At 45.3% G+C, this 23,945-nt stretch carries 25 protein-coding genes and 2 other annotated features (1 of these 27 only partly in view); all 25 genes read left to right on the top strand.

What is annotated here, in order from left to right; all coding sequences use genetic code 11:
* Window positions 1-247, top strand: partial view of a CtsR family transcriptional regulator gene (locus M1E06_RS21220; RefSeq protein ID WP_020449835.1) — the 3' portion only. Its footprint begins 218 nt before the window's first position; the window shows 247 of its 465 coding nt (coding positions 219-465); the start codon falls outside the window, past its left edge; its stop codon occupies window positions 245-247.
* Between the two features lie 14 nt (window positions 248-261).
* Window positions 262-816 carry a UvrB/UvrC motif-containing protein gene (locus tag M1E06_RS21215; RefSeq protein WP_003178271.1) on the top strand — a complete coding sequence of 185 codons (555 nt, stop codon included), beginning with the start codon at window positions 262-264 and terminating at the stop codon, window positions 814-816.
* Window positions 816-1,907 carry a protein arginine kinase gene (locus M1E06_RS21210; protein ID WP_023855926.1) on the top strand — a complete coding sequence of 364 codons (1,092 nt, stop codon included), beginning with the start codon at window positions 816-818 and terminating at the stop codon, window positions 1,905-1,907. Before M1E06_RS21215 ends, M1E06_RS21210 begins: the two co-directional genes overlap by 1 nt.
* Entirely contained in the window at window positions 1,904-4,336 is a 2,433-nt protein-coding gene (gene clpC / locus M1E06_RS21205; protein ID WP_020449838.1) for an ATP-dependent protease ATP-binding subunit ClpC, read from the top strand. The genes M1E06_RS21210 and clpC overlap by 4 nt, the downstream gene beginning before the upstream one ends.
* A 79-nt stretch (window positions 4,337-4,415) precedes the next feature.
* Entirely contained in the window at window positions 4,416-5,795 is a 1,380-nt protein-coding gene (gene radA / locus M1E06_RS21200; protein ID WP_020449839.1) for a DNA repair protein RadA, read from the top strand.
* 3 nt (window positions 5,796-5,798) lie between these two features.
* The gene (disA, locus tag M1E06_RS21195) at window positions 5,799-6,875 is read left to right on the top strand and encodes a DNA integrity scanning diadenylate cyclase DisA (RefSeq protein ID WP_020449840.1); all 1,077 of its coding nucleotides are present in this window, start codon (window positions 5,799-5,801) and stop codon (window positions 6,873-6,875) included.
* Between the two features lie 131 nt (window positions 6,876-7,006).
* Window positions 7,007-8,095, top strand: a complete 1,089-nt coding sequence (locus tag M1E06_RS21190) for a PIN/TRAM domain-containing protein (protein WP_009330350.1) — start codon at window positions 7,007-7,009, stop codon at window positions 8,093-8,095.
* 16 nt (window positions 8,096-8,111) lie between these two features.
* Window positions 8,112-8,807 carry a 2-C-methyl-D-erythritol 4-phosphate cytidylyltransferase gene (gene ispD / locus M1E06_RS21185; protein WP_020449841.1) on the top strand — a complete coding sequence of 232 codons (696 nt, stop codon included), beginning with the start codon at window positions 8,112-8,114 and terminating at the stop codon, window positions 8,805-8,807.
* Entirely contained in the window at window positions 8,800-9,276 is a 477-nt protein-coding gene (gene ispF, locus M1E06_RS21180; RefSeq protein WP_020449842.1) for a 2-C-methyl-D-erythritol 2,4-cyclodiphosphate synthase, read from the top strand. Before ispD ends, ispF begins: the two co-directional genes overlap by 8 nt.
* Before the next feature lie 81 nt (window positions 9,277-9,357).
* Window positions 9,358-10,815, top strand: coding sequence for a glutamate--tRNA ligase (gltX, locus tag M1E06_RS21175; protein ID WP_020449843.1), 1,458 nt, complete (start codon window positions 9,358-9,360; stop codon window positions 10,813-10,815).
* Window positions 10,816-11,046 (top strand) — a binding site (T-box leader).
* Window positions 11,047-11,120: 74 nt separating this feature from the next.
* Entirely contained in the window at window positions 11,121-11,771 is a 651-nt protein-coding gene (gene cysE, locus M1E06_RS21170; protein WP_020449844.1) for a serine O-acetyltransferase, read from the top strand.
* The gene (gene cysS / locus M1E06_RS21165; RefSeq protein ID WP_020449845.1) at window positions 11,768-13,171 is read left to right on the top strand and encodes a cysteine--tRNA ligase; all 1,404 of its coding nucleotides are present in this window, start codon (window positions 11,768-11,770) and stop codon (window positions 13,169-13,171) included. Before cysE ends, cysS begins: the two co-directional genes overlap by 4 nt.
* A gap of 2 nt (window positions 13,172-13,173) precedes the next feature.
* Complete coding sequence (locus tag M1E06_RS21160) at window positions 13,174-13,590, top strand: Mini-ribonuclease 3 (RefSeq protein WP_020449846.1); 417 nt, start codon at window positions 13,174-13,176, stop codon at window positions 13,588-13,590.
* A complete protein-coding gene (gene rlmB / locus M1E06_RS21155) occupies window positions 13,587-14,336 on the top strand; it encodes a 23S rRNA (guanosine(2251)-2'-O)-methyltransferase RlmB (protein ID WP_023855918.1) in 750 nt (249 codons plus the stop codon). The genes M1E06_RS21160 and rlmB overlap by 4 nt, the downstream gene beginning before the upstream one ends.
* Before the next feature lie 5 nt (window positions 14,337-14,341).
* Window positions 14,342-14,854 carry a ribosome-dependent mRNA decay endonuclease Rae1/YacP gene (rae1, locus tag M1E06_RS21150; protein ID WP_020449848.1) on the top strand — a complete coding sequence of 171 codons (513 nt, stop codon included), beginning with the start codon at window positions 14,342-14,344 and terminating at the stop codon, window positions 14,852-14,854.
* A gap of 63 nt (window positions 14,855-14,917) precedes the next feature.
* Complete coding sequence (gene sigH, locus M1E06_RS21145; RefSeq protein ID WP_003178288.1) at window positions 14,918-15,589, top strand: RNA polymerase sporulation sigma factor SigH; 672 nt, start codon at window positions 14,918-14,920, stop codon at window positions 15,587-15,589.
* 83 nt (window positions 15,590-15,672) lie between these two features.
* On the top strand, window positions 15,673-15,822 hold the full coding sequence (gene rpmG, locus M1E06_RS21140) for a 50S ribosomal protein L33 (protein WP_020449849.1): 150 nt from the start codon (window positions 15,673-15,675) through the stop codon (window positions 15,820-15,822).
* 35 nt (window positions 15,823-15,857) lie between these two features.
* Window positions 15,858-16,037 carry a preprotein translocase subunit SecE gene (secE, locus tag M1E06_RS21135; protein WP_003178291.1) on the top strand — a complete coding sequence of 60 codons (180 nt, stop codon included), beginning with the start codon at window positions 15,858-15,860 and terminating at the stop codon, window positions 16,035-16,037.
* A 176-nt stretch (window positions 16,038-16,213) separates the two neighbouring features.
* Window positions 16,214-16,747 (top strand): transcription termination/antitermination protein NusG, encoded by a 534-nt coding sequence (gene nusG, locus M1E06_RS21130; RefSeq protein ID WP_003178298.1) that lies wholly within the window; start codon window positions 16,214-16,216, stop codon window positions 16,745-16,747.
* A gap of 169 nt (window positions 16,748-16,916) precedes the next feature.
* Complete coding sequence (gene rplK, locus M1E06_RS21125; RefSeq protein ID WP_003178300.1) at window positions 16,917-17,342, top strand: 50S ribosomal protein L11; 426 nt, start codon at window positions 16,917-16,919, stop codon at window positions 17,340-17,342.
* Window positions 17,343-17,443: 101 nt separating this feature from the next.
* Window positions 17,444-18,142 (top strand): 50S ribosomal protein L1, encoded by a 699-nt coding sequence (gene rplA / locus M1E06_RS21120; protein WP_020449850.1) that lies wholly within the window; start codon window positions 17,444-17,446, stop codon window positions 18,140-18,142.
* A 50-nt stretch (window positions 18,143-18,192) separates the two neighbouring features.
* Window positions 18,193-18,334 (top strand) — a sequence feature (ribosomal protein L10 leader region).
* Between the two features lie 69 nt (window positions 18,335-18,403).
* Window positions 18,404-18,904, top strand: a complete 501-nt coding sequence (gene rplJ / locus M1E06_RS21115; protein ID WP_003178304.1) for a 50S ribosomal protein L10 — start codon at window positions 18,404-18,406, stop codon at window positions 18,902-18,904.
* Between the two features lie 44 nt (window positions 18,905-18,948).
* Complete coding sequence (rplL, locus tag M1E06_RS21110) at window positions 18,949-19,320, top strand: 50S ribosomal protein L7/L12 (RefSeq protein ID WP_003178305.1); 372 nt, start codon at window positions 18,949-18,951, stop codon at window positions 19,318-19,320.
* Window positions 19,321-19,459: 139 nt separating this feature from the next.
* Window positions 19,460-20,065 carry a class I SAM-dependent methyltransferase gene (locus M1E06_RS21105; RefSeq protein ID WP_020449851.1) on the top strand — a complete coding sequence of 202 codons (606 nt, stop codon included), beginning with the start codon at window positions 19,460-19,462 and terminating at the stop codon, window positions 20,063-20,065.
* Window positions 20,066-20,315: 250 nt separating this feature from the next.
* Window positions 20,316-23,897: a DNA-directed RNA polymerase subunit beta gene (gene rpoB / locus M1E06_RS21100; protein WP_020449852.1), complete on the top strand. Its 3,582-nt coding sequence runs from the start codon at window positions 20,316-20,318 to the stop codon at window positions 23,895-23,897.
* Window positions 23,898-23,945: the final 48 nt, after the last annotated feature.

Below are 23,945 nucleotides of genomic sequence, written 5' to 3'. Positions count from 1 at the left end.
AATTAAAATGAACGATAAAATTGATTTGATTGACAACATTATGAATCATATCTATACAAGGCTCTCCCAGGCTGCTTCAGACGATATCATTTTAAGGCTGTTAGAAAATGGTGTCATTACAAAAAGTGAAGCAAAATTGATGGTGAGTGTCATGGATCGTTCTGTATTATATATTGATTTGCCTGAACGAGACGAATTAAGAGCAAGAATGATGAAAGCCATGCTTACGTCACTTAAATTTAAGTAAAGCGGGTGAGAAGCGTGATATGTCAAGAGTGTAAAGAAAGACCAGCAACTTTTCACTTTACGAAAGTCATTAATGGCGAAAAAAAAGAAATGCATATCTGTGAACAATGTGCGAAAGAAAACAGTGAGTCATATTCTATGAATGAAAGTGGCGGATTTTCCATCCATAATTTATTATCCGGACTGCTGAATTTTGACTCGTCTTTTACTAACAGCAGCGAGGCTCAGCTTTTTCAACAGCCGGACCAGGTTCTGAGATGCAAAAAATGCAATATGACATTTCCGGAATTTCGAAAAACAGGCCGATTTGGATGTTCGGAATGTTATAAAACCTTCCATTCCTATATCACTCCGGTTTTAAGGAAAGTTCACAGCGGGAACACGGTCCATGCCGGTAAAATACCAAAGCGGATCGGCGGTAACCTGCATGTAAGAAGACAAATTGAAGCATTGAAAAAAGAGCTGAAAGAATTAATTCAGCAGGAGGAATTTGAAAAAGCAGCCAACATTAGAGACCAGATCAGGTCGCTTGAACAAAACCTGAATGCAAACAAGGAGGAGGAGGACTGATGTCACTGCAGCATTTTATTCAGAATGCTTTAAGCAATTGGATGCGGCAGGAAGGCCCTGAAAGTGACATCGTGCTTAGCAGCCGGATCCGTCTTGCTCGCAACTTGGATAAAGTTCGTTTTCCAACGCTTTTTTCAAACGAAGAGGCTTCAGCGATTATTACATTGTTTGAAGAACAATTCACAGGCTATGAAGTGCCAGGTATCGGGAAATTCGAGCTTGTGAAAATGGATCAGGTCCAGCCTTTGGAAAAAAGGGTTCTTGTAGAAAAACATCTGATCAGTCCGCATTTGACGGAAGCTTCCTTTGGCGCATGCCTTCTTTCTGAAAATGAAGAAGTGAGTATTATGCTGAATGAGGAAGATCATATTCGCATTCAATGTCTGTTCCCGGGATTTCAGCTTTCAGAAGCATTAAAAGCAGCAAATCAGGTGGACGATTGGATTGAAGAACGGATTGACTATGCTTTTTCAGAACAAAGAGGCTACTTGACCAGCTGTCCTACAAATGTCGGAACCGGGCTTAGAGCTTCTGTCATGATGCACCTTCCTGCTTTAGTGTTAACTAGGCAAATAAACAGAATTATTCCGGCAATTAATCAATTGGGGCTTGTTGTTAGAGGAATTTACGGTGAAGGCAGCGAAGCATTAGGGAATATCTTTCAAATTTCCAACCAAATTACCCTCGGTAAATCGGAACACGACATTGTCGAAGATCTGAACAGCGTCGTTGCTCAGTTGATCGAACAAGAGCGTTCAGCAAGAAAGGCGCTTTATCAGACTTCGCAAATCGAGCTTGAAGACCGCGTCTACAGATCTTACGGCGTACTGTCCAATTGCCGGATGATCGAATCGAAAGAAACAGCAAGATGTCTTTCAGACGTTCGTCTTGGAATTGACCTGGGGATAATAAAAGGTCTTTCCAGCAATATACTTAATGAGCTGATGATCCTCACGCAGCCTGGATTTCTCCAGCAATATTCAGGAGGAGTCTTAAGGCCAAACGAGAGGGACATCAGGCGGGCTGCTCTTATCAGGGAGCGTCTGAAATTAGAAAACAACGGCAATAGACAGGAGGATGAAACGATATGATGTTTGGAAGATTCACAGAAAGAGCACAAAAAGTATTGGCGCTTGCTCAAGAAGAAGCTCTGCGTCTGGGCCATAATAACATTGGAACAGAACATATTCTCCTCGGCCTTGTCCGCGAGGGAGAAGGGATTGCTGCAAAGGCGCTGCAGGCATTAGGACTCAGCCCTGACAAGATTCAAAAAGAAGTTGAAAGCCTCATTGGCCGAGGGCAAGAGATGTCACAATCGATCCATTACACACCGAGAGCCAAAAAAGTGACTGAACTGGCAATGGATGAAGCAAGAAAGCTTGGTCACTCCTACGTTGGAACTGAACACATCCTCCTCGGCTTAATCCGAGAAGGGGAAGGTGTTGCAGCAAGGGTGCTGAATAATTTAGGCGTCAGCTTAAACAAAGCGAGACAGCAAGTATTGCAGCTGTTGGGCAGCAATGAGAGCGGTGGCGCTGCTTCAGGCGCCAACAGCAATGCCAACACACCAACCTTAGACAGTCTTGCCAGGGATCTCACGGCGATTGCAAAAGAAGACAGCCTTGACCCCGTAATCGGCAGAAGCAAAGAAATTCAGCGCGTAATTGAAGTGCTGAGCCGCAGAACGAAAAACAACCCTGTGTTAATTGGGGAGCCCGGTGTCGGTAAGACAGCGATTGCCGAAGGCCTCGCCCAGCAGATCATCAATAACGAAGTACCGGAGATTCTCCGCGATAAGCGAGTTATGACGCTTGATATGGGAACGGTTGTCGCCGGTACGAAATACCGCGGTGAATTTGAAGACCGCCTGAAAAAAGTGATGGACGAAATTCGTCAAGCGGGAAATATCATCCTCTTTATCGATGAGCTGCATACTCTCATCGGAGCCGGGGGAGCGGAAGGGGCCATCGATGCCTCCAATATCCTTAAACCGTCTCTGGCGCGCGGAGAGCTGCAATGTATCGGAGCGACAACCCTTGATGAATACCGCAAATACATTGAAAAAGATGCTGCACTCGAACGGCGTTTTCAGCCGATTCAGGTTGACCAGCCGTCTCCTGAAGAGAGCATTCAAATATTGAGAGGTCTCAGAGACCGCTATGAAGCCCACCACCGCGTATCGATTACGGATGAAGCGATTGAAGCGGCTGTGAAGCTGTCAGACCGGTATATTTCGGACCGTTTTCTGCCTGACAAGGCGATCGACTTAATCGATGAAGCCGGTTCAAAGGTTCGCCTGCGTTCATTTACAACGCCTCCGAACTTAAAAGAGCTTGAACAAAAGCTTGATGAAGTAAGGAAAGAAAAAGATGCCGCTGTCCAAAGCCAGGAATTCGAAAAAGCAGCGTCATTACGGGATACGGAGCAGCGCCTGCGCGAACAGGTCGAAGAAACCAAGAAAACCTGGAAAGAAAAGCAGGGACAGGAAAATTCAGAAGTGACCGTCGACGATATTGCAATGGTTGTTTCAAGCTGGACCGGAGTGCCGGTTTCGAAAATTGCGCAGACTGAAACAGACAAATTACTGAACATGGAGAGCATTCTTCATTCCCGCGTTATCGGCCAAGATGAGGCTGTCGTTGCGGTTGCCAAAGCAGTCAGACGCGCGCGTGCCGGCTTAAAAGATCCAAAACGTCCTATCGGTTCTTTTATTTTCCTCGGCCCTACAGGCGTAGGAAAAACGGAGCTTGCCCGTGCACTTGCCGAGTCCATTTTCGGCGATGAAGAAGCCATGATTCGCATCGATATGTCCGAGTATATGGAAAAACATTCAACATCAAGACTCGTCGGTTCCCCTCCGGGATATGTCGGCTATGATGAAGGCGGACAGCTCACTGAAAAAGTGAGAAGAAAACCGTATTCCGTCGTCTTGCTTGACGAAATCGAAAAAGCGCACCCTGATGTCTTCAATATTTTGCTGCAAGTGCTTGAAGACGGTCGCCTGACTGATTCAAAAGGGCGCACGGTCGACTTTAGAAATACGATTTTGATCATGACATCAAACGTCGGTGCGAGCGAACTGAGAAGAAATAAATACGTCGGGTTTAATGTGCAGGATGAAACCCAGAATTATAAAGATATGAAAGACAAAGTCATGGGCGAATTAAAACGTGCCTTCAGACCTGAATTTATCAACCGGATTGATGAGATTATCGTCTTCCACTCTTTGGAGAAAAAACATTTGAAAGATATTGTATCCCTCATGTCAGAACAATTAACTAAGCGTCTGAAAGAACAGGATCTGTCAATTGAGCTGACTGAAGCGGCTAAAGAAAAAATTGCCGATGAAGGCGTGGATCTCGAATACGGGGCGCGCCCTCTCAGAAGAGCAATCCAAAAACACGTGGAGGACCGGCTGTCTGAAGAGCTCCTGAAAGGCCATATTGAAAAAGGCCAGCATATTGTTTTGGATGTAGAAGGCGGAGAATTTGTCGTAAAAACCGAAGCTAAAACGAACTAATATAGAGACAAAAGAAAGAGGCATACGATGTTCATCAGTATGCCTCACTTTCTTATAAAGGGAGCGTTTTGAAAAATCAATGGCTAAAACAAAGACTAAATTCATTTGTCACTCATGCGGTTACGAATCCGCCAAGTGGATGGGGAAGTGCCCCGGATGCGGCACATGGAATACCATGGTGGAAGAAACGATAAAAAAACCCGCCGCCAACAGAAGAACCGCTTTTTCACATTCCGTTCAAACGGTGCAAAAGCCTTCACCTCTCACTTCAATCGAAACAACAGAAGAGCCGCGAATTAAAACGAAACTGGGCGAATTCAACCGCGTCTTGGGAAACGGTATTGTCAAAGGTTCACTCGTTTTAATCGGAGGCGATCCCGGCATCGGGAAATCAACCTTGCTGCTTCAAGTATCTGCCCAGCTCGCTGATTCAAAAGAAAATGTCCTGTACATCTCAGGTGAAGAATCGGTCAAGCAGACAAAGCTGAGAGCAGACCGTCTAGGCATCAACAGTCCCACTCTTCACGTTTTATCTGAAACCGATATGGAGTATATTACGTCTTCTATAGAAGAGATGAATCCATCATTCGTGGTGGTTGATTCGATTCAAACCGTTTACCAAAGTGATATTACATCTGCTCCAGGCAGCGTGTCCCAGGTCAGGGAATGCACCGCTGAGCTGATGAGAATTGCAAAAACAAAAGGGATTCCGATATTTATCGTCGGGCATGTCACAAAAGAAGGTTCGATTGCCGGACCGAGACTTCTGGAACATATGGTCGACACCGTCCTTTATTTTGAAGGTGAGCGGCATCATACATTTCGGATTTTAAGAGCCGTCAAAAACCGGTTTGGATCAACGAATGAAATGGGAATCTTTGAAATGAGGGAAGAGGGCCTGACAGAAGTGCTGAATCCGTCGGAGATCTTTCTCGAAGAGCGCTCGGCTGGAGCAGCCGGCTCGAGTGTCGTGGCTTCAATGGAAGGCACGAGGCCGGTCTTAGTAGAGATTCAGGCGCTGATTTCCCCGACGAGTTTTGGAAATCCGCGCAGGATGGCAACCGGAATTGATCATAACCGCGTCTCATTGCTGATGGCGGTTTTAGAAAAAAGGGTGGGGCTGCTGCTGCAAAATCAAGACGCCTATTTAAAAGTCGCCGGCGGCGTCAAGCTGGACGAGCCGGCGATCGACCTCGCCGTTGCGGTGAGCATCGCCTCAAGCTTCAGAGACACCCCGCCTCATCCGACGGATTGTTTTATCGGCGAAGTCGGCTTGACAGGGGAAGTCCGCAGAGTATCAAGGATAGAACAGAGGGTGCAGGAAGCGGCGAAGCTTGGTTTTAAAAGAATGATTATTCCTTCTGCAAATGTGGAAGGATGGACAAAGCCGAAAGGAATTGAAGTCGTCGGTGTTGAAAATGTAGCTGAGGCCCTTCGAGCTTCATTAGGAGGATCATAATATATGGAAAAAGACAAAAAAGGAGCGAAACAGGACCTTTCAGAAATATTGCAGTTTGTCGCCCCCGGCACACCTCTTCGCGAGGGAATCGAAAACGTCCTTCGGGCCAAAACAGGCGGATTAATCGTGGTCGGCTTCAATGATAAAGTGAAAGAAGTGGTTGACGGAGGGTTCCACATTAATTCTTCTTTCTCTCCGGCTCATCTGTACGAGCTGGCTAAAATGGACGGGGCGATTATTCTCAGCGATTCAGGGCAGAAAATTCTATATGCCAATACGCAGCTTATGCCTGAGGCGACGATACCATCCTCTGAGACGGGCATGAGGCACAGAACGGCCGAGCGTGTGGCCAAGCAGACCGGCTGTCTGATCATTGCAATTTCTGAAAGGCGGAATGTGATTACGCTCTATCAGGAAAATATGAAATATATACTCAAAGATATCGGCTTTATCTTAACAAAAGCCAATCAGGCGATTCAGACACTCGAAAAATACAAACTCATTTTGGACCATGCGATTTCCAATTTGAATGCGCTGGAGTTTGAAGAGCTTGTGACATTTGGGGATGTCATCTCTGTTCTGCATCGATATGAAATGGTGCTCAGAATCAAAAACGAAATTAATATGTATATTAAAGAGCTTGGAACAGAAGGCCATCTCATCAGGCTCCAGGTTAGTGAACTGATCACTGATATGGAGCAGGAAGCGGCGCTGTTCGTTAAAGATTATGTGAAAGAAAAAATCAAAGACCCGTTTGTCCTGCTGAAGCAGCTACAGGATATGTCGAGTTTCGAATTGCTGGATGACTCGATTCTCCTTAAGCTTTTAGGCTATTCAGCAACTACGAATATGGAGGAATACGTTTTCCCGAGAGGCTACAGGCTCCTTCACAAAATCCCCCGTCTCCCGATGCCGATCGTAGAAAATGTTGTCGAAGCATTCGGCCATTTAAAGCTCATTATCGAAGCGGATGTAAAAGAATTGGATGAAGTGGAAGGAATTGGGGCGGTCCGTGCCCAAAAGATAAAGAAAGGGTTAAAGAGACTTCAGGAGAAACATTATACTGACAGGCAGCTGTGAGAAAAATTTCTAAAAGTGATTAAAATTTGCAATTTATGGGTATATTATTCTTACTTTTTGTTTTCCCTTTTTCCGGTTGAAACAGCTGCATTCATAAAAATTAAAACGATTATTTTAAAGGAGGTGAAGGTATGTTGAAACGAATAGTTCAAGCGTTCTTTGCGATTTTGGGAGGCGTTATCGGTATTTTTCTCATACCGGAATTGTTTGTGCTGTTAAATGTACAGGACATACCTTTAGTAACAAACCCGTATGCGTCCGCTTGTTTAGGAGCTATCATCTTTTTTCTTCTGGGCATCTGGTGTGCGGATCATGTCATCAACTGGGTGAAACAAATTGAGGATTCCTTGATCAAAGCACCTGTCTCAGATTTATTGTTCGGCTCTTTGGGATTAATCTTCGGACTTATGCTCGCTTATCTTATCGTCAATGTCATTCCGTTAAAAGACATCCCTTATCAGTTGATCAGCACGGTCATTCCGATTGTGTTGGCCGCATTTCTCGGCTATCTCGGATTCCGTGTAGGTTTCAAGAAAAAGGATGAAATGCTGACACTTTTCACATCGAGAAAGAAAAAAGGTTCTGCTGAGGAAGAGCGTCCTGAAGAAGACAAAAAGCTGAAAATTTTAGACACAAGTGTTATTATAGATGGGAGAATTGCTGATATTTGTCAGACCGGATTTCTTGAAGGCGTCATTGTGATTCCTCAGTTTGTGCTTGAGGAGCTGCAGCATATCGCCGACTCTTCAGACGTCCTCAAACGAAACAGAGGACGGAGAGGACTGGATATTTTAAATCGGATCCAGAAAGAGCTCGATATCAAAGTTGAAATTTATGAAGGCGATTTTGAAGATATTCAAGAGGTCGACAGCAAGCTTGTCAAACTGGCGAAATTGACCTCAGGCGTTGTCGTTACCAACGATTTCAATTTGAACAAAGTATGCGAGCTCCAAAAGGTTGCCGTATTGAACATCAACGACCTTGCCAACGCCGTCAAACCTGTCGTGCTTCCGGGAGAAGAAATGAAGGTGCAGGTCATCAAAGACGGGAAAGAACATAATCAGGGCGTGGCTTATCTGGACGACGGCACGATGATTGTCGTGGAAGAAGGACGAAATTATATCGGCAAACATATCGACGTGCTCGTGACCAGCGTGCTGCAGACAGCGGCTGGCAGAATGATATTCGCCAAGCCAAAACTGCTGGAAAAGGCGCTTTGAAAAAGGGAGAAATAAAATGAATTACGAAGTCGTCATTCCTGCCGCCGGACAAGGTAAACGAATGAATGCCGGGAAAAACAAACTGTTTATCGAGGCGAAAGGAATACCTGTGATTATTCATACATTAAAGGTGTTTGAAAACCATGATGCCTGCAAAAGGATCATTCTTGTCATCAATGAACAGGAATTCGGTGAATTCAGCACCCTTTTAAAAACCTATCATTTTACAACGCCGATCGAGATGGTTCCGGGCGGAAGAGAACGCCAGCAAAGCGTATTTGCGGGTATTAAAGCGGCCGGCAAAGAGGAAACGGTCCTCGTCCATGACGGAGCAAGACCCTTTATTAAACGGGAATATATCGAACAGCTTGTCGAGAAAGCGAAGGAAACAGGGGCTGCTATCGTTGCCGTACCTGTTAAAGACACGATCAAACGCGTTCAAGACGGTGAAGTAGCCGGAACGATTGAACGTTCAAGCTTGTGGGCCGCTCAAACCCCACAAGCTTTTCGTCTTTCTATTCTGATGAATGCTCACCTTGAGGCTGAAACAAAAGGTTTCCTCGGTACGGACGACGCCAGTCTGGTCGAGGAAGCCGGAGGTACGGTTGCAATCATTCAAGGGGATTATCAAAACATCAAACTGACGACCCCGGATGACTTGCTTGTCGCAGAAGCGATATTAGAAGCGGAAAAGAGGAATGAACATGTTTAGAATAGGCCAAGGATTTGACGTCCATCAACTAGTGGAAGGCAGGCCGCTCATTATCGGGGGAATTACGATTCCTTACGAAAAAGGCCTGCTCGGACATTCGGATGCCGATGTGCTTTTGCACACGATTGCGGATGCGTGTCTCGGCGCCGTCGGCGAGGGCGATATCGGAAAACACTTTCCGGATACCGACCCTGAGTTCAAAGATGCCGACTCCTTCAAACTCCTTCGTCACGTCTGGATGATTGTGAAGGAAAAAGGCTATACGCTCGGGAACCTGGATTGTACAATCATCGCCCAAAAGCCTAAAATGGCGCCGTATATCGAAGACATGAGAGCCAGAATTGCCGAAGGGCTTGAGGCGGAAATGTCCCAAATTAACGTAAAAGCGACCACAACCGAAAAGCTTGGATTTACGGGAAGAGCCGAAGGAATCGCCGCTCAGGCTTCCGTTCTGCTCCAAAAGGTATAATTCATTTTGAAGACAGGTTCATTTGATGATAGAATAGGAAATAAATTTGAACTCTGTTAGAGACGAAAGGAAGTTAGACAGATGGGAAACGAAGTTCGGGTTCGTTATGCGCCGAGCCCAACAGGCCATTTACATATCGGAAATGCCAGAACCGCTCTCTTTAATTATTTGTTTGCCCGGAGCCAAGGCGGAAAATTCATCATCCGCATTGAAGATACGGACCGGAAGCGTAACATTGAAGGCGGAGAGCAAAGCCAGCTGAACTATTTAAAATGGCTGGGCATCGACTGGGATGAAAGCGTGGATGTCGGCGGAGAATACGGACCATACCGCCAATCCGAAAGAAACGACATTTACAAAACATATTACGAGGAGCTTCTTGAAAAAGGGCTTGCCTACAAATGTTACTGCACGGAAGAAGAGCTTGAGAAAGAGCGCGAGGAACAGGCTGCCCGCGGAGAAATGCCGCGCTACTCAGGCAAGTGCCGCAATTTAACTAAAGAAGAGCAGGAAAAGCTCGAAGCTGAAGGAAGACAGCCGAGCATCCGCTTTAAAGTCCCTCAAGGAGAAGTCATCAGCTTCAATGACATCGTCAAAGGAGAAATTTCTTTTGAAACAGACGGCATCGGCGACTTCGTTATCGTGAAGAAAGACGGAACGCCTACTTACAACTTTGCCGTAGCTGTCGATGACTATTTAATGAAAATGACGCATGTCCTGCGCGGCGAAGACCACATTTCCAATACGCCGAAGCAGATCATGATTTACAACGCCCTTGGCTGGGACATCCCGGCATTTGGACATATGACATTAATCGTCAATGAAAACCGTAAAAAACTGAGCAAACGGGATGAGTCCATCATTCAGTTTATCGAACAGTACGAAGAGCTCGGCTATTTGCCGGAAGCATTGTTTAACTTCATCACTCTTCTCGGCTGGTCGCCGGTCGGAGAAGAAGAACTGTTTACAAAAGAACAGTTTATTGAGATATTTGATGTACACCGTTTGTCAAAATCACCAGCGGTGTTTGATACGCATAAACTGAAATGGGTCAACAACCAGTATGTGAAAAAACTTGATCTTGATCAGGTGATCGAATTGACCGTTCCGCATTTGCAAAAAGCGGGCAAGGTTTCAGAAGAGCTAACTGGCAGCGAACAGGAATGGGTTCGCAAGCTGATTTCTCTATATCAGGAACAGTTGAGCTACGGCGCTGAAATCGTCGAGTTAACAGAGTTGTTCTTTAAAGACGATATCCAGTATAATCGTGAAGCAAGAACAGTTTTAGAAGAAGAGCAGGTTCCGGAAGTGCTTCGTGTATTTGCCGAAACGCTTGAGCAGCTTGACTCGTTTACGGCAGATGAGATCAAGGCATCCATCAAAGCCGTTCAAAAAGAAACAGGACATAAAGGGAAAAAGCTGTTTATGCCGATCCGCGTAGCGACGACAGGCCAGACCCACGGTCCTGAACTGCCTCAGTCCATTGAATTATTGGGGAAAGACACCGTTTTAAAACGGCTGAATAACATTATTCAATAAGATAAATCGTTGACAGGGATAAGTATAAAGCCAGGGCCTTTAAAGAGAGAGTCTTCATCGGCTGGAAAAGACTTAAGCGCCGGGCTTTAGAAATGCACCTCTTGAGACCTTTGAAGAACGTTTTTACACAAGTATTCAAAGGCGGTATCCGCCGTTATGGATGAGAGTTGAGAAAACAGCTGTGCTGTTTTCTAAACAGAGTGGAACCGCGCGTCAAAAAGCGTCTCTGTCATTAGACAGAGGCGTTTTTTTATATGGTTTGACAATAGATAGAGACAAAGGAAGCGGGGAACGGGGGGAATCATGTGTTCTTTAAAATGCTGAAAGAAGATGTAGATGTCGTATTTGATCAAGATCCAGCTGCGAGAAGCTACATTGAAGTCATCTTAACTTATTCAGGTTTGCATGCTATATGGGCGCATCGAATTGCACATGCTTTATATAAAAGAAAAAGGTTTTTCATCGCCAGAACGATCTCTCAAATCGCCCGCTTCTTTACAGGAATCGAAATTCACCCGGGTGCCAAGATCGGCAGGAGGTTTTTCATCGATCACGGCATGGGGGTTGTGATCGGCGAAACCTGTGAGATCGGAAACAATGTCACGGTTTTTCAGGGCGTAACGCTAGGAGGAACTGGAAAAGAAAAAGGCAAAAGGCATCCGACAATCGAGGACCATGCCCTGATCTCAACAGGGGCAAAAGTGCTTGGGTCCATTACAATCGGAAGAGGGGCGAAAATCGGCGCCGGCTCCGTCGTCCTGCATGATGTGCCTGAATGTTCCACCGTTGTCGGCATCCCGGGCCGCGTCGTCGTACAAAACGGAAAGAAAATCAGACGCGACTTGAACCACCAGGACTTGCCGGATCCGGTGGCTGACCGCTTCAGAGAATTGGAAAACGAAATCAGGCAGCTGAAACAAGAGCTCCGGAGAAAAGAAAGGGAAGATGAGCTGTGACACTAAAACTGTATAATACTCTCACACGAAAAAAAGAGCCGTTTGTGCCTCTTGAAGAAGGCAAGGTCAAAATGTATGTGTGCGGGCCGACCGTATATAACTACATCCACATCGGAAACGCGAGGCCGGCGATCGTCTATGACACGGTCAGAAAGTATTTGGAGTATAAAGGCTATGACGTCCAATACGTCTCCAATTTTACAGATGTCGATGACAAATTAATTAAAGCGGCAAATGAGCTTGGAGAGGAAGTGCCGGTCATCGCCGAACGCTTTATTAAGGCGTACTTCGAAGATGTCGGTTCACTGGGCTGCACAAAAGCGGACTGCCATCCGCGCGTCACTGAAAACATGGATGAAATCATCGATTTTATTCGAACGCTGATCGATAAGGGCTATGCTTATGAGGCAGACGGGGATGTTTATTATAAAACAAGATCGTTTGAAGGCTATGGAAAGCTGTCGCATCAATCAGTCGATGAGCTGAGATCAGGCGCCCGGATTCAAGTGGGCGAGAAAAAAGAAGATGCGCTCGATTTCGCATTATGGAAAGCGGCGAAAGATAACGAAATCTCCTGGGATAGCCCTTGGGGAAAAGGCCGTCCCGGCTGGCATATCGAGTGCTCTGCGATGGCGAAAAAATATTTGGGCGATTCGATCGACATTCACGCCGGCGGCCAGGATTTGACCTTCCCGCATCACGAAAACGAAATTGCCCAATCGGAAGCATTGACAGGGAAGCCTTTCGCGAAATATTGGCTTCATAACGGCTACATTAATATCGATAATGAGAAAATGTCAAAATCGCTCGGTAACTTTGTGCTTGTGCATGACATTATTAAAGAGCATGATCCCCAAGTGCTGCGGTTTTTCATGCTGTCTGTTCATTACAGACATCCGATCAACTATTCGGCCGAACTTCTTGAGAACACAAAAAATGCTTTTGGGCGTCTAAAAACAGCTTATAGCAATTTGCAGCATCGCCTGAAAAGCAGTACAAATTTAACAGAGGGCGATTCAGAATGGCTCGGAAAAATTGAAGAGCAGCGAAAAGCCTTTGAAACGGCAATGGATGATGATTTTAATACAGCGAATGCAATTTCCGTCCTGTTTGATCTGGCCAAACACGCCAACTACTATCTGCAGGAAAAGAATACTTCAGAACATGTCATTCAGGCGTTTCTACAGCTGTTTGACGAGATCTGCTCAGTGCTCGGCTTCTCCCTCAAGGAACAGGAACTTTTGGATAAGGACATTGAAGAACTGATCGAGAAGCGGAATGAAGCCCGCAGAAACCGTGACTTCGCAACATCTGACCAGATTCGCGACCAGCTGAAAAGCATGAACATTATCCTGGAGGACACTCCACAGGGTACGCGCTGGAAAAGAGGAGAATCGTAAACATGAATTTGGAAACCATTAAAGACGCCAAACAGCTGAATGGTTTGGCGCTTGCTTACATGGGTGATGCCGTATTAGAGGTATACGTCAGGCATCACCTCTTAAAGCAAGGCATGACAAGGCCCAATGATCTGCACAGGCAGTCGAGGCGCTATGTCTCTGCCAAGTCGCAGGCAAGCATGCTGTTTGCGCTAGAGGAGCAGAAATTTTTCACCGAGGAAGAACAGGCTGTGCTGAGAAGAGGACGGAATGCCAAATCCGGAACGGTACCGAAAAATACGGATGTTCAAACATATCGTTACAGTACGGCTTTTGAGGCGGTCATCGGGTATCTTTTTCTTGAGAACAGGGAAGATAGGCTTAATGAACTCATCAAAGTAGCGCTGGAAAAACGGGATGGCAGGGAGGAAGTCAAATGAGTGAGCAGCATGATTACGTCATAGGAAAAAACGCGGTCATCGAAACATTAAAGTCAGGCCGGGAATTGTATAAGCTGTGGATGGCGGAAAACACAGTGAAGGGACAGGCTCAGCAAGTCGTTGAACTTGCCGCCAAAAAAGGCATCACGATTCATTATGTCCCAAGAAAAAAACTCGATCAAATGGTTTCCGGACAGCATCAAGGCGTCGTCGCTCAGGTCGCGGCTTACGAGTATGCCGAACTGGATGATCTTTTTCAAAAGGCCGAAGACAGAAATGAACAGCCGTTTATCCTCGTTTTAGACGAGATTGAGGATCCGCACAATCTGGGCTCTATTATGCGCACCGCAGATGCGGTTGGGGCTCATGGCATCATCATCCCGAAGAGGCGCGCGGTCGGCCTTACGACGACTGTCGCCAAAGCCTCGACAGGAGCCATCGAACATATTCCGGTCGTCAAAGTGACCAACCTGTCGCGAACCCTGGAAGAAATGAAGCAACGGGGCATTTGGGTAGTCGGTACCGATGCGTCTGGAAAACAGGACTACAGGTCGCTCGACGGAAATATGCCGCTTGCGCTTGTCATCGGCAGTGAAGGAAAAGGCATGGGAAGGCTTGTAAAAGAGAAATGTGATTTTCTCATCCGCCTGCCGATGGCGGGAAAAGTTACGTCCCTGAACGCCTCAGTCGCAGCCGGCCTCCTGATGTATGAAGTGTACCGGAAACGAAGCCCTCTGGGAGAATAGACGGAATGGACATCCTGTTGGTCGACGGTTATAACATGATTGGGGCATGGCCTCAGTTGAAAGATTTAAAAGAAAACAGTTTTGAAGAAGCAAGGGATCTGTTGATACAGAAGATGGCGGAATATCAATCGTATACTGGGTTCCGGGTAATCGTTGTCTTTGATGCGCATCTCGTTAAAGGAATCGAGAAAAAGAAGGTCAATCATCGCGTAGAAGTGATATTCACAAGGGAAAATGAAACGGCTGATGAACGGATCGAGAAACTGGTGTCAGACTTGAATAATATTCAGACGCAACTCCATGTTGCCACATCTGACTACACAGAGCAATGGGCGATTTTCGGCCAAGGGGCCCTGCGCAAATCAGCCAGGGAGCTGCTCAGGGAAGTCGAAGCGATCGAAAGGCAAATCGAAAAAAGGGTGAAACAAATCACCTCAGAACGTCCCGCGGGGAAAATTCCATTGTCAGAAGACGTCTTGAAGATCTTCGAAAAATGGCGGCGTGGCGACTTGGATTAGGTTGACGCTTTTTTGTCCATTACTGTATAATATTTCTATCTACGTGCGGTCGGGGGGATCGGAGTGAACTTACAAAACAACCAGGGAAAATTCAGCAAAGAACAGTTCAGCAAAGAACGTTTTTGCCAGTTGGAAGACGAGCAGGTCATTGAAATGGTTCATGTCGGAGACAGTGATGCGTTAGATTACTTGATTACAAAGTACCGTAATTTTGTAAGGGCAAAAGCAAGATCCTACTTCTTAATCGGGGCTGATCGGGAAGATATCGTTCAGGAAGGCATGATTGGACTCTACAAATCTATCCGTGATTTTAGAGAGGACAAGCTGACTTCATTCAAAGCTTTTGCAGAATTATGCATTACCCGCCAAATTATTACCGCTATCAAAACAGCTACTCGCCAGAAACATATTCCGCTCAATTCTTATGTGTCGCTGGACAAGCCCATTTATGACGAGGAATCAGACCGGACGCTTCTCGACGTGATTTCCGGAGCCAAGGTTATGAATCCTGAAGAGCTGATCATCAATCAGGAAGAATTCGATGATATCGAGCTGAAAATGGGAGAATTGCTTAGTGATTTAGAAAGAAAAGTTCTTGCGCTCTATCTCGACGGAAGATCCTATCAGGAAATATCCGAAGAACTAAACCGCCATGTAAAATCGATCGATAATGCGCTCCAGCGTGTCAAAAGAAAGCTTGAAAAGTACCTGGAGCTCCGCGAAATCAGCTTGTAGCCAATGCTTATGGCATATTGACAGTCATTTTATGACTGTGATATGTTACTTAGGAAAATGATCGTCCAGAAAAAGGTGTAAACATGAAGAAAAAAGTAACGTTAGCCTGCAAAAATTGCGGAAGTCGTAATTATACGACAATGAAAAGCTCCGCAGCTTTGGCTGAACGGCTCGAAGTAAAGAAATACTGCAATAACTGCAATTCACATACAGTACATCTGGAAACAAAATAGGCGTTTTTGTTTTTAGGTTGTGGAGGTTTCTTACCATGGGTATTATCAAATTTTTAAAGAATGTCGGAAAAGAAATGAAAAAGGTCACCTGGCCTAAAGGAAAAGAACTAACGCGCTATACGATCACTGTTATCACCACCGTTATCTTTTTCGCTATCTTTTTTGCACTCATCGATTCGGGTATTACGCAATTAATTCGTTTAATAGTTGAATAATGATCAGCATAACGTGTTATAATAGATCTAAATATGACTTGCCAAAAAACCCGTTTAACGGGTTTTTTCATTGTTTCAAAATATGAGGCTCGTATAAAAGAAAGTGTCAGTTTCCCGGTACGGCCAAAAACTTTTAAGGTGTGGGGAGGGAAGGACTGAAAGGGTCCTGAATGAGAATGGAAAAGAAATGGTATGTGGTTCATACGTATTCCGGCTATGAAAATAAAGTAAAGGCGAATTTGGAAAAACGGGTGGAATCGATGGGGATGCAGGATAAGATATTCCGCGTCGTTGTACCTGAAGAGGAAGAAACCGATATTAAAAACGGCAAGAAAAAAGTCGTTAAAAAGAAAGTATTCCCTGGGTATGTACTTGTCGAACTAGTCATGACGGATGATTCCTGGTATGTTGTTCGAAATACGCCTGGCGTGACCGGGTTTGTCGGTTCAGCCGGATCAGGTTCAAAGCCGACTGCGCTGCTTCCGGGCGAAGCGGAAAAAATTCTGAAGCGGATGGGGCTTGAAGAAAGAAAAACAGAAATCGACTTTGAATTAAAAGAAACCGTCAAGGTGATCGACGGCCCGTTTGCTGATTTCACAGGGACGATCGAAGAGATCGACCACGACAAAAATAAAGTCAAAGTATTCGTTAATATGTTCGGAAGAGAGACCCCGGTTGAGCTCGAATTTACTCAAGTTGACAAATTGTAATGGAAAAGCGCTTGAAATCACTATATAAAAGTGATAATATACAAAGGTGCGTCTTGGCAAAAAGGTCAAGGCAGCTAGCTTGATATTTTCATCATTCATATAAAGAATGAGACCTTGAGTGGGAGGGTTCACCCTATTACCACATCACGGACTTAAGGAGGTGTGTCTCGTGGCTAAAAAAGTAGTTAAAGTTGTAAAATTGCAAATTCCTGCTGGAAAAGCGAATCCAGCTCCGCCAGTTGGTCCTGCATTGGGTCAAGCCGGTGTTAACATCATGGGATTCTGTAAGGAGTTTAACGCTCGTACATCTGACCAAGCTGGTCTGATCATTCCTGTAGAAATTTCGGTTTACGAAGACCGTTCATTTACATTTATCACAAAAACTCCGCCTGCTGCTGTATTGCTTAAAAAAGCGGCTGGAATTGAGTCAGGTTCTGGTGAGCCTAACCGTAATAAAGTCGCAACCGTTAAACGCGATAAAGTACGTGAAATCGCCGAAACAAAAATGCCTGACTTAAATGCGGCAGATGTTGAAGCGGCTATGCGTATGGTTGAAGGAACTGCCCGCAGTATGGGTATTGTGATCGAAGACTAATTTTTGTCTCTTTGCTGGGTTGCGAGTTTGGATCAGACAAGTTCGCAACCCTTATTCGTGGGAGGTTATTCCGCTAAAACCACTAAGGAGGAAATTTTAAAATGGCTAAAAAAGGTAAAAAATACGTCGAAGCTGCCAAGCTTGTAGAGCGTACAAAAGCTTACGACGTAAACGAAGCGATTGAGCTTGTGAAAAAAACAAACACAGCTAAATTCGATGCCACTGTTGAAGCGGCATTCCGTTTAGGTGTTGACCCTCGTAAAAACGACCAGCAAATCCGCGGTGCAGTTGTACTTCCAAACGGAACAGGCAAAACTCAGCGCGTTCTTGTTTTCGCTAAGGGCGAAAAAGCGAAAGAAGCGGAAGCTGCTGGTGCAGACTACGTAGGCGATTCTGATTACATCAACAAAATTCAGCAAGGCTGGTTTGATTTTGATGTAATCGTTGCGACTCCTGATATGATGGGTGAAGTCGGTAAAATCGGACGCGTGCTTGGACCAAAAGGTCTTATGCCAAACCCTAAAACAGGAACGGTTACTTTCGAAGTTGAAAAAGCAGTCAACGAAATCAAAGCTGGTAAAGTTGAATACCGCGTTGATAAAGCAGGAAACATCCACGTTCCAATCGGAAAAGTGTCATTCGAAGAAGGCAAGCTTGTAGAAAACTTCGCGACAATGTACGACACAATTTTGAAAGCGAAACCTGCTGCTGCTAAAGGTGTATACGTGAAAAACGTTTCTGTTACATCTACAATGGGACCTGGAATCAAAGTGGACCCTTCAACTTTCAACGTAAAATAATATTGACTTTTGATAAGACGTTCTGATATAATTCAAAACGTTGTAAAAATAAAATATGTCCATTTATACCGTAGACAGTAGGTGCCGATAAGGCTTAATCTCCTACCGAGGTGTATATATATCACAGCTCTAGCGTTACGTATGCTTGTATATACAGCCTCCATGTCGAATGGAGGCTTTTTATATGGAACATGTCGTTAAAGAACGTGATCACCGAACGGTATAAGTGTTACACAGATGAATCTTACAGGAGGTGTAACCATGAGCAGCGCAATTGAAACAAAAAAAGTTGTTGTTGAAGAAATTACTTCTAAACTGAAAGAAAGTAAATCAACGATCATCGTTGACTATCGCGGCCTTAACGTAGCTGAAGTAACAGAACTTCGTAAACAGCTTCGCGAAGCTAACGTTGAGTTCAAAGTGTACAAAAACACGATGACTCGCCGTGCGGTTGAACAAGCTGAACTTGATGGTTTGAACGATTTCTTAACAGGACCGAATGCGATTGCATTCAGCACTGAAGATGTTGTCGCTCCAGCTAAAGTTCTTAACGAGTTTGCTAAAAAGCACGAAGCTCTTGAAATCAAAGCGGGCGTAATCGAAGGCAAAGTATCTACAGTTGAAGAAGTGAAAGCTCTTGCTGAACTTCCATCTCGCGAAGGCTTGCTTTCTATGTTGCTTAGCGTACTTCAAGCTCCAGTTCGCAACCTTGCTCTTGCAACTAAAGCTGTTGCAGAACAAAAGGAAGAACAAGGCGCTTAATAGCATCAGTATCTAAAAAATAAAACAAAATGGAGGAATTACAAATGGCTTTAAATATCGAAGAAATCATTGCTTCCGTTAAAGAAGCAACTGTACTTGAATTGAACGACTTAGTAAAAGCAATCGAAGAAGAATTTGGCGTAACTGCTGCTGCTCCTGTAGCTGTAGCTGGCGGAGCTGCTGCAGGCGGTGCTGCTGAAGAAAAAACTGAATTTGATCTTGTTCTTGCTGGTGCAGGAGATCAAAAAATCAAAGTTATTAAAGTTGTTCGTGAAATCACTGGTCTTGGCTTGAAAGAAGCTAAAGAACTTGTTGACAACACTCCAAAACCTCTTAAAGAAGGTATTGCGAAAGAAGAAGCTGAAGAGCTTAAAGCTAAACTTGAAGAAGTTGGCGCTTCTGTAGAAGTTAAGTAATCTTCACCTAATCTTTAGGGGAAAGCTCGCTTTTAAAAGCGGGCTTTTTCTTTGCTAATTAATTGTAGTCCCTTCCGCATAAGATACGCCATCTTGTTTCAAGATATCTGGAGAGTTCACCAACTGAGGAGGTTCTGTGATGACTGACCATTATTATTCGGAAAAACCTTCAGCAAAAAGCAGCAGATCAACGTGGGCATTTCGCTTGAGAAACCGGACGTTTACTTTTATCAGCGACAGCGGAGTTTTTTCAAAAAGAGAAGTGGACTTTGGCTCAAGGCTGCTGATTGAAGCTTTCCGGGAACCGGATACAGAAGGTGATTTTTTGGATGTAGGCTGCGGCTATGGCCCGATTGGTCTTTCGCTTGCTGCGGATTTCGAAGATCGAATGGTTCACATGATCGATGTTAATGAAAGAGCTGTCGAACTTTCGAAGGAAAACGCGTTAAATAATCAGATCGACAACACGAAGATCTATCAGAGTGATCTGTTTGCCAACGTCGAACCTGCAAAAAAATTCGCTTCTATTATTACTAATCCCCCCATACGCGCCGGGAAAAAAACTGTGCACGCCATCTTTGAAAAAAGCGCTGAACATTTGCGGCCTTCAGGAGAGCTGTGGGTCGTCATTCAGAAAAAACAAGGCGGGCCTTCTGCCATTGAAAAATTAAAAGAACTTTTTGCGGACGTTGAAGTCGTTCACAAAAAGAAAGGGTACTATATCATCAAAGCAAAAAAAGTTTGACTCGGATTTTCAGCTATGTTAATATTATAAAATGCCAATGTATATATTTTGCTGCTGTTTTTAAGAAACGCCTAGGTTTGTATAAAATATACATTTTTGGGAACACTAATAAAATCGGTATTTTGTTTTTGGATGTGGTTTTCTAAATTAGAAACCCTTTTTTCTTTTGTCTTGTAAAAGTATTTCTTACATATTTGCGGAAGAAATGCTTGTTACACATATATTACGCATGATTTGAGGGGTGAATCAGTTGACAGGTCAACTAGTTCAGTATGGACGACACCGCCAGCGCAGAAGCTATGCACGCATTAGCGAAGTGTTAGAATTACCAAATCTCATTGAAATTCAAACCTCTTCTTATCAGTGGTTTCTTGATGAGGGTCTTAGAGAGATGTTTCAAGACATATCGCCAATTGAGGATTTCACTGGTAACCTCTCTCTGGAATTTATCGACTACAGCTTGGGCGAGCCTAAGTATCCGGTAGAAGAATCAAAAGAGCGCGACGTGACCTACTCAGCTCCGCTGCGTGTTAAAGTCCGCTTAATCAACAAAGAGACCGGTGAAGTAAAGGATCAGGATGTCTTCATGGGTGATTTCCCTATTATGACAGACACTGGAACCTTTATTATCAACGGTGCGGAACGGGTCATTGTATCTCAGCTCGTTCGTTCTCCAAGTGTATATTTTAGTGGTAAAGTAGACAAAAACGGTAAGAAAGGTTTTACCGCGACTGTCATTCCAAACCGTGGCGCATGGTTAGAATACGAGACTGATGCGAAAGATGTTGTTTATGTACGCATCGATCGCACACGTAAGTTGCCGGTTACGGTTCTTTTGCGTGCTCTTGGCTTCGGATCTGACCAAGAGATCATTGATCTCATCGGTGAAAACGAGTATTTGCGCAATACGCTTGATAAAGATAATACGGAAAACACCGATAAAGCGCTTCTTGAAATCTACGAGCGTCTTCGTCCAGGAGAGCCGCCTACAGTAGAAAACGCAAAAAGCCTGCTTGATTCAAGGTTCTTTGATCCGAAAAGATATGACCTTGCAAGTGTAGGACGTTATAAAATTAATAAAAAGCTTCACATCAAAAACAGACTGTTTAATCAGCGGCTTGCTGAAACGCTGATCGATCCTGAAACAGGCGAAATTCTTGCCGAAAAAGGCGCGATTTTAGACAGAAGAACGCTTGACAAAGTCCTGCCTTACCTTGAAAACGGAATCGGTTTTAAAAAGCTGTATCCGAACGGCGGAGTTGTTGAAGATGAAGTGACGCTTCAGTCTATTAAAATCTATGCCCCGACAGATCAAGAAGGGGAGCAGACAATCAATGTGATTGGAAATGCTTATATTGAAGAAGGCGTTAAAAATATTACACCTTCTGATATTATCTCTTCCATCAGCTATTTCTTTAACCTGCTTCACGGAGTGGGCGATACCGACGATATCGACCATTTAGGAAACCGCCGTCTCCGTTCAGTGGGAGAGCTTCTGCAAAACCAATTCCGTATCGGTTTAAGCAGAATGGAGCGTGTTGTTCGTGAAAGAATGTCTATTCAAGATACAAACACGATCACGCCACAGCAGCTGATCAATATTCGCCCTGTCATCGCATCAATCAAAGAGTTTTTCGGAAGCTCGCAGCTTTCTCAGTTTATGGATCAGACGAATCCGCTTGCTGAGCTGACGCATAAGCGCCGTCTGTCAGCGCTCGGACCGGGCGGTTTGACCCGTGAGCGCGCCGGAATGGAAGTCCGTGACGTTCACTATTCCCACTACGGCCGGATGTGTCCGATTGAAACTCCTGAGGGTCCAAACATCGGTTTGATCAACTCGCTTTCTTCATTCGCGAAAGTGAACCGTTTCGGCTTCATCGAAACGCCGTATCGCCGCGTTGACCCTGAGACTGGAAAAGTAACGCCGAGAATCGATTACTTGACAGCAGATGAAGAAGACAACTATGTCGTTGCCCAGGCTAACGCACGTCTGAATGATGACGGATCTTTTGTGGATGACAGCATCGTCGCCCGTTTCAGAGGGGAGAACACCGTTGTTCCGAAAGACCGCGTCGACTATATGGACGTTTCGCCTAAACAGGTTGTCTCTGCCGCGACTGCATGTATTCCTTTCTTGGAAAACGATGACTCAAACCGCGCCCTAATGGGAGCGAACATGCAACGGCAGGCTGTACCTCTTATGCAGCCTGAATCTCCGATCGTCGGAACCGGAATGGAGTATGTATCTGCAAAAGACTCCGGTGCCGCTGTTATTTGCCGCCATCCTGGAATCGTTGAACGGGTGGAAGCGAAAAACATCTGGGTGCGCCGCTATGAAGAAGTCGACGGCCAGAAAGTCAAAGGAAACCTTGATAAATACAGCCTGCTGAAGTTTGTTCGTTCCAACCAGGGAACTTGCTACAACCAGCGTCCGATCGTAAGCGTCGGTGATGAGGTTGTAAAAGGTGAAATTTTAGCTGACGGTCCGTCTATGGAAAAAGGTGAGCTTGCCCTTGGACGCAACGTCATGGTCGGCTTTATGACATGGGATGGCTACAACTACGAGGATGCCATCATCATGAGCGAACGCCTTGTAAAAGACGACGTATACACGTCTATTCATATTGAGGAATACGAATCAGAGGCCCGGGATACAAAACTCGGACCTGAAGAAATTACACGCGATATTCCAAACGTCGGTGAAGACGCTCTTCGCAATCTCGATGAACGCGGAATTATCCGTGTCGGTGCTGAAGTAAAAGACGGAGATCTTCTTGTTGGTAAAGTAACGCCTAAAGGTGTTACAGAGCTTACTGCAGAAGAGCGCCTGCTTCACGCCATCTTCGGCGAAAAAGCGCGTGAAGTCCGCGATACGTCGCTGCGTGTGCCTCACGGAGGCGGCGGTATCATCCTTGATGTAAAAGTGTTCAACCGCGAAGACGGAGACGAACTGCCTCCGGGCGTTAACCAGCTCGTCCGCGTTTACATCGTTCAGAAACGTAAAATTTCTGAAGGGGACAAAATGGCCGGACGCCACGGGAACAAAGGTGTTATTTCGAAAATCCTTCCGGAGGAAGATATGCCGTATCTGCCTGACGGAACACCGATTGACATCATGTTAAACCCGCTGGGCGTACCATCGCGTATGAACATCGGGCAGGTGTTGGAGCTGCACCTTGGTATGGCTGCACGCCGTCTCGGTCTGCATGTCGCGTCGCCGGTATTTGACGGTGCCCGCGAAGAAGATGTGTGGGAAACGCTTGAAGAAGCCGGCATGTCAAGGGACGCAAAGACAGTCCTTTACGACGGCCGAACTGGAGAGCCGTTTGACAACCGGGTGTCTGTCGGCATCATGTACATGATCAAATTGGCTCACATGGTTGACGACAAATTGCACGCGCGTTCTACAGGTCCTTACTCACTCGTTACCCAGCAGCCTCTTGGAGGTAAAGCGCAGTTCGGTGGACAGCGTTTTGGAGAGATGGAAGTTTGGGCGCTTGAAGCTTACGGCGCAGCATATACACTTCAAGAAATCCTGACTGTTAAATCGGATGATGTCGTAGGCCGTGTGAAAACATACGAAGCCATCGTAAAAGGCGACAATGTTCCAGAACCTGGTGTTCCGGAATCGTTCAAAGTATTGATCAAAGAGCTTCAAAGCTTAGGTATGGACGTCAAAATCCTATCAAGCGACGAAGAAGAAATCGAAATGAGAGACTTGGAAGACGACGAAGACGCGAAACAAAACGAAGGGCTTTCTCTGCCGAATGATGAAGAGTCCGAAGAATTCGTTTCTGCTGACGCAGAGCGCGATGTCGTCACAAAAGAATAAACGAATTTTATACGCAAGTGACAGGGTATAACCCGAAGATAAAAAGGG

This window comes from Bacillus sp. AK124, assembly GCF_053903085.1.
The sequence above is the reverse complement of the archived record's forward strand: the minus strand, read 5'-3'. Positions and strand labels throughout refer to the sequence as shown.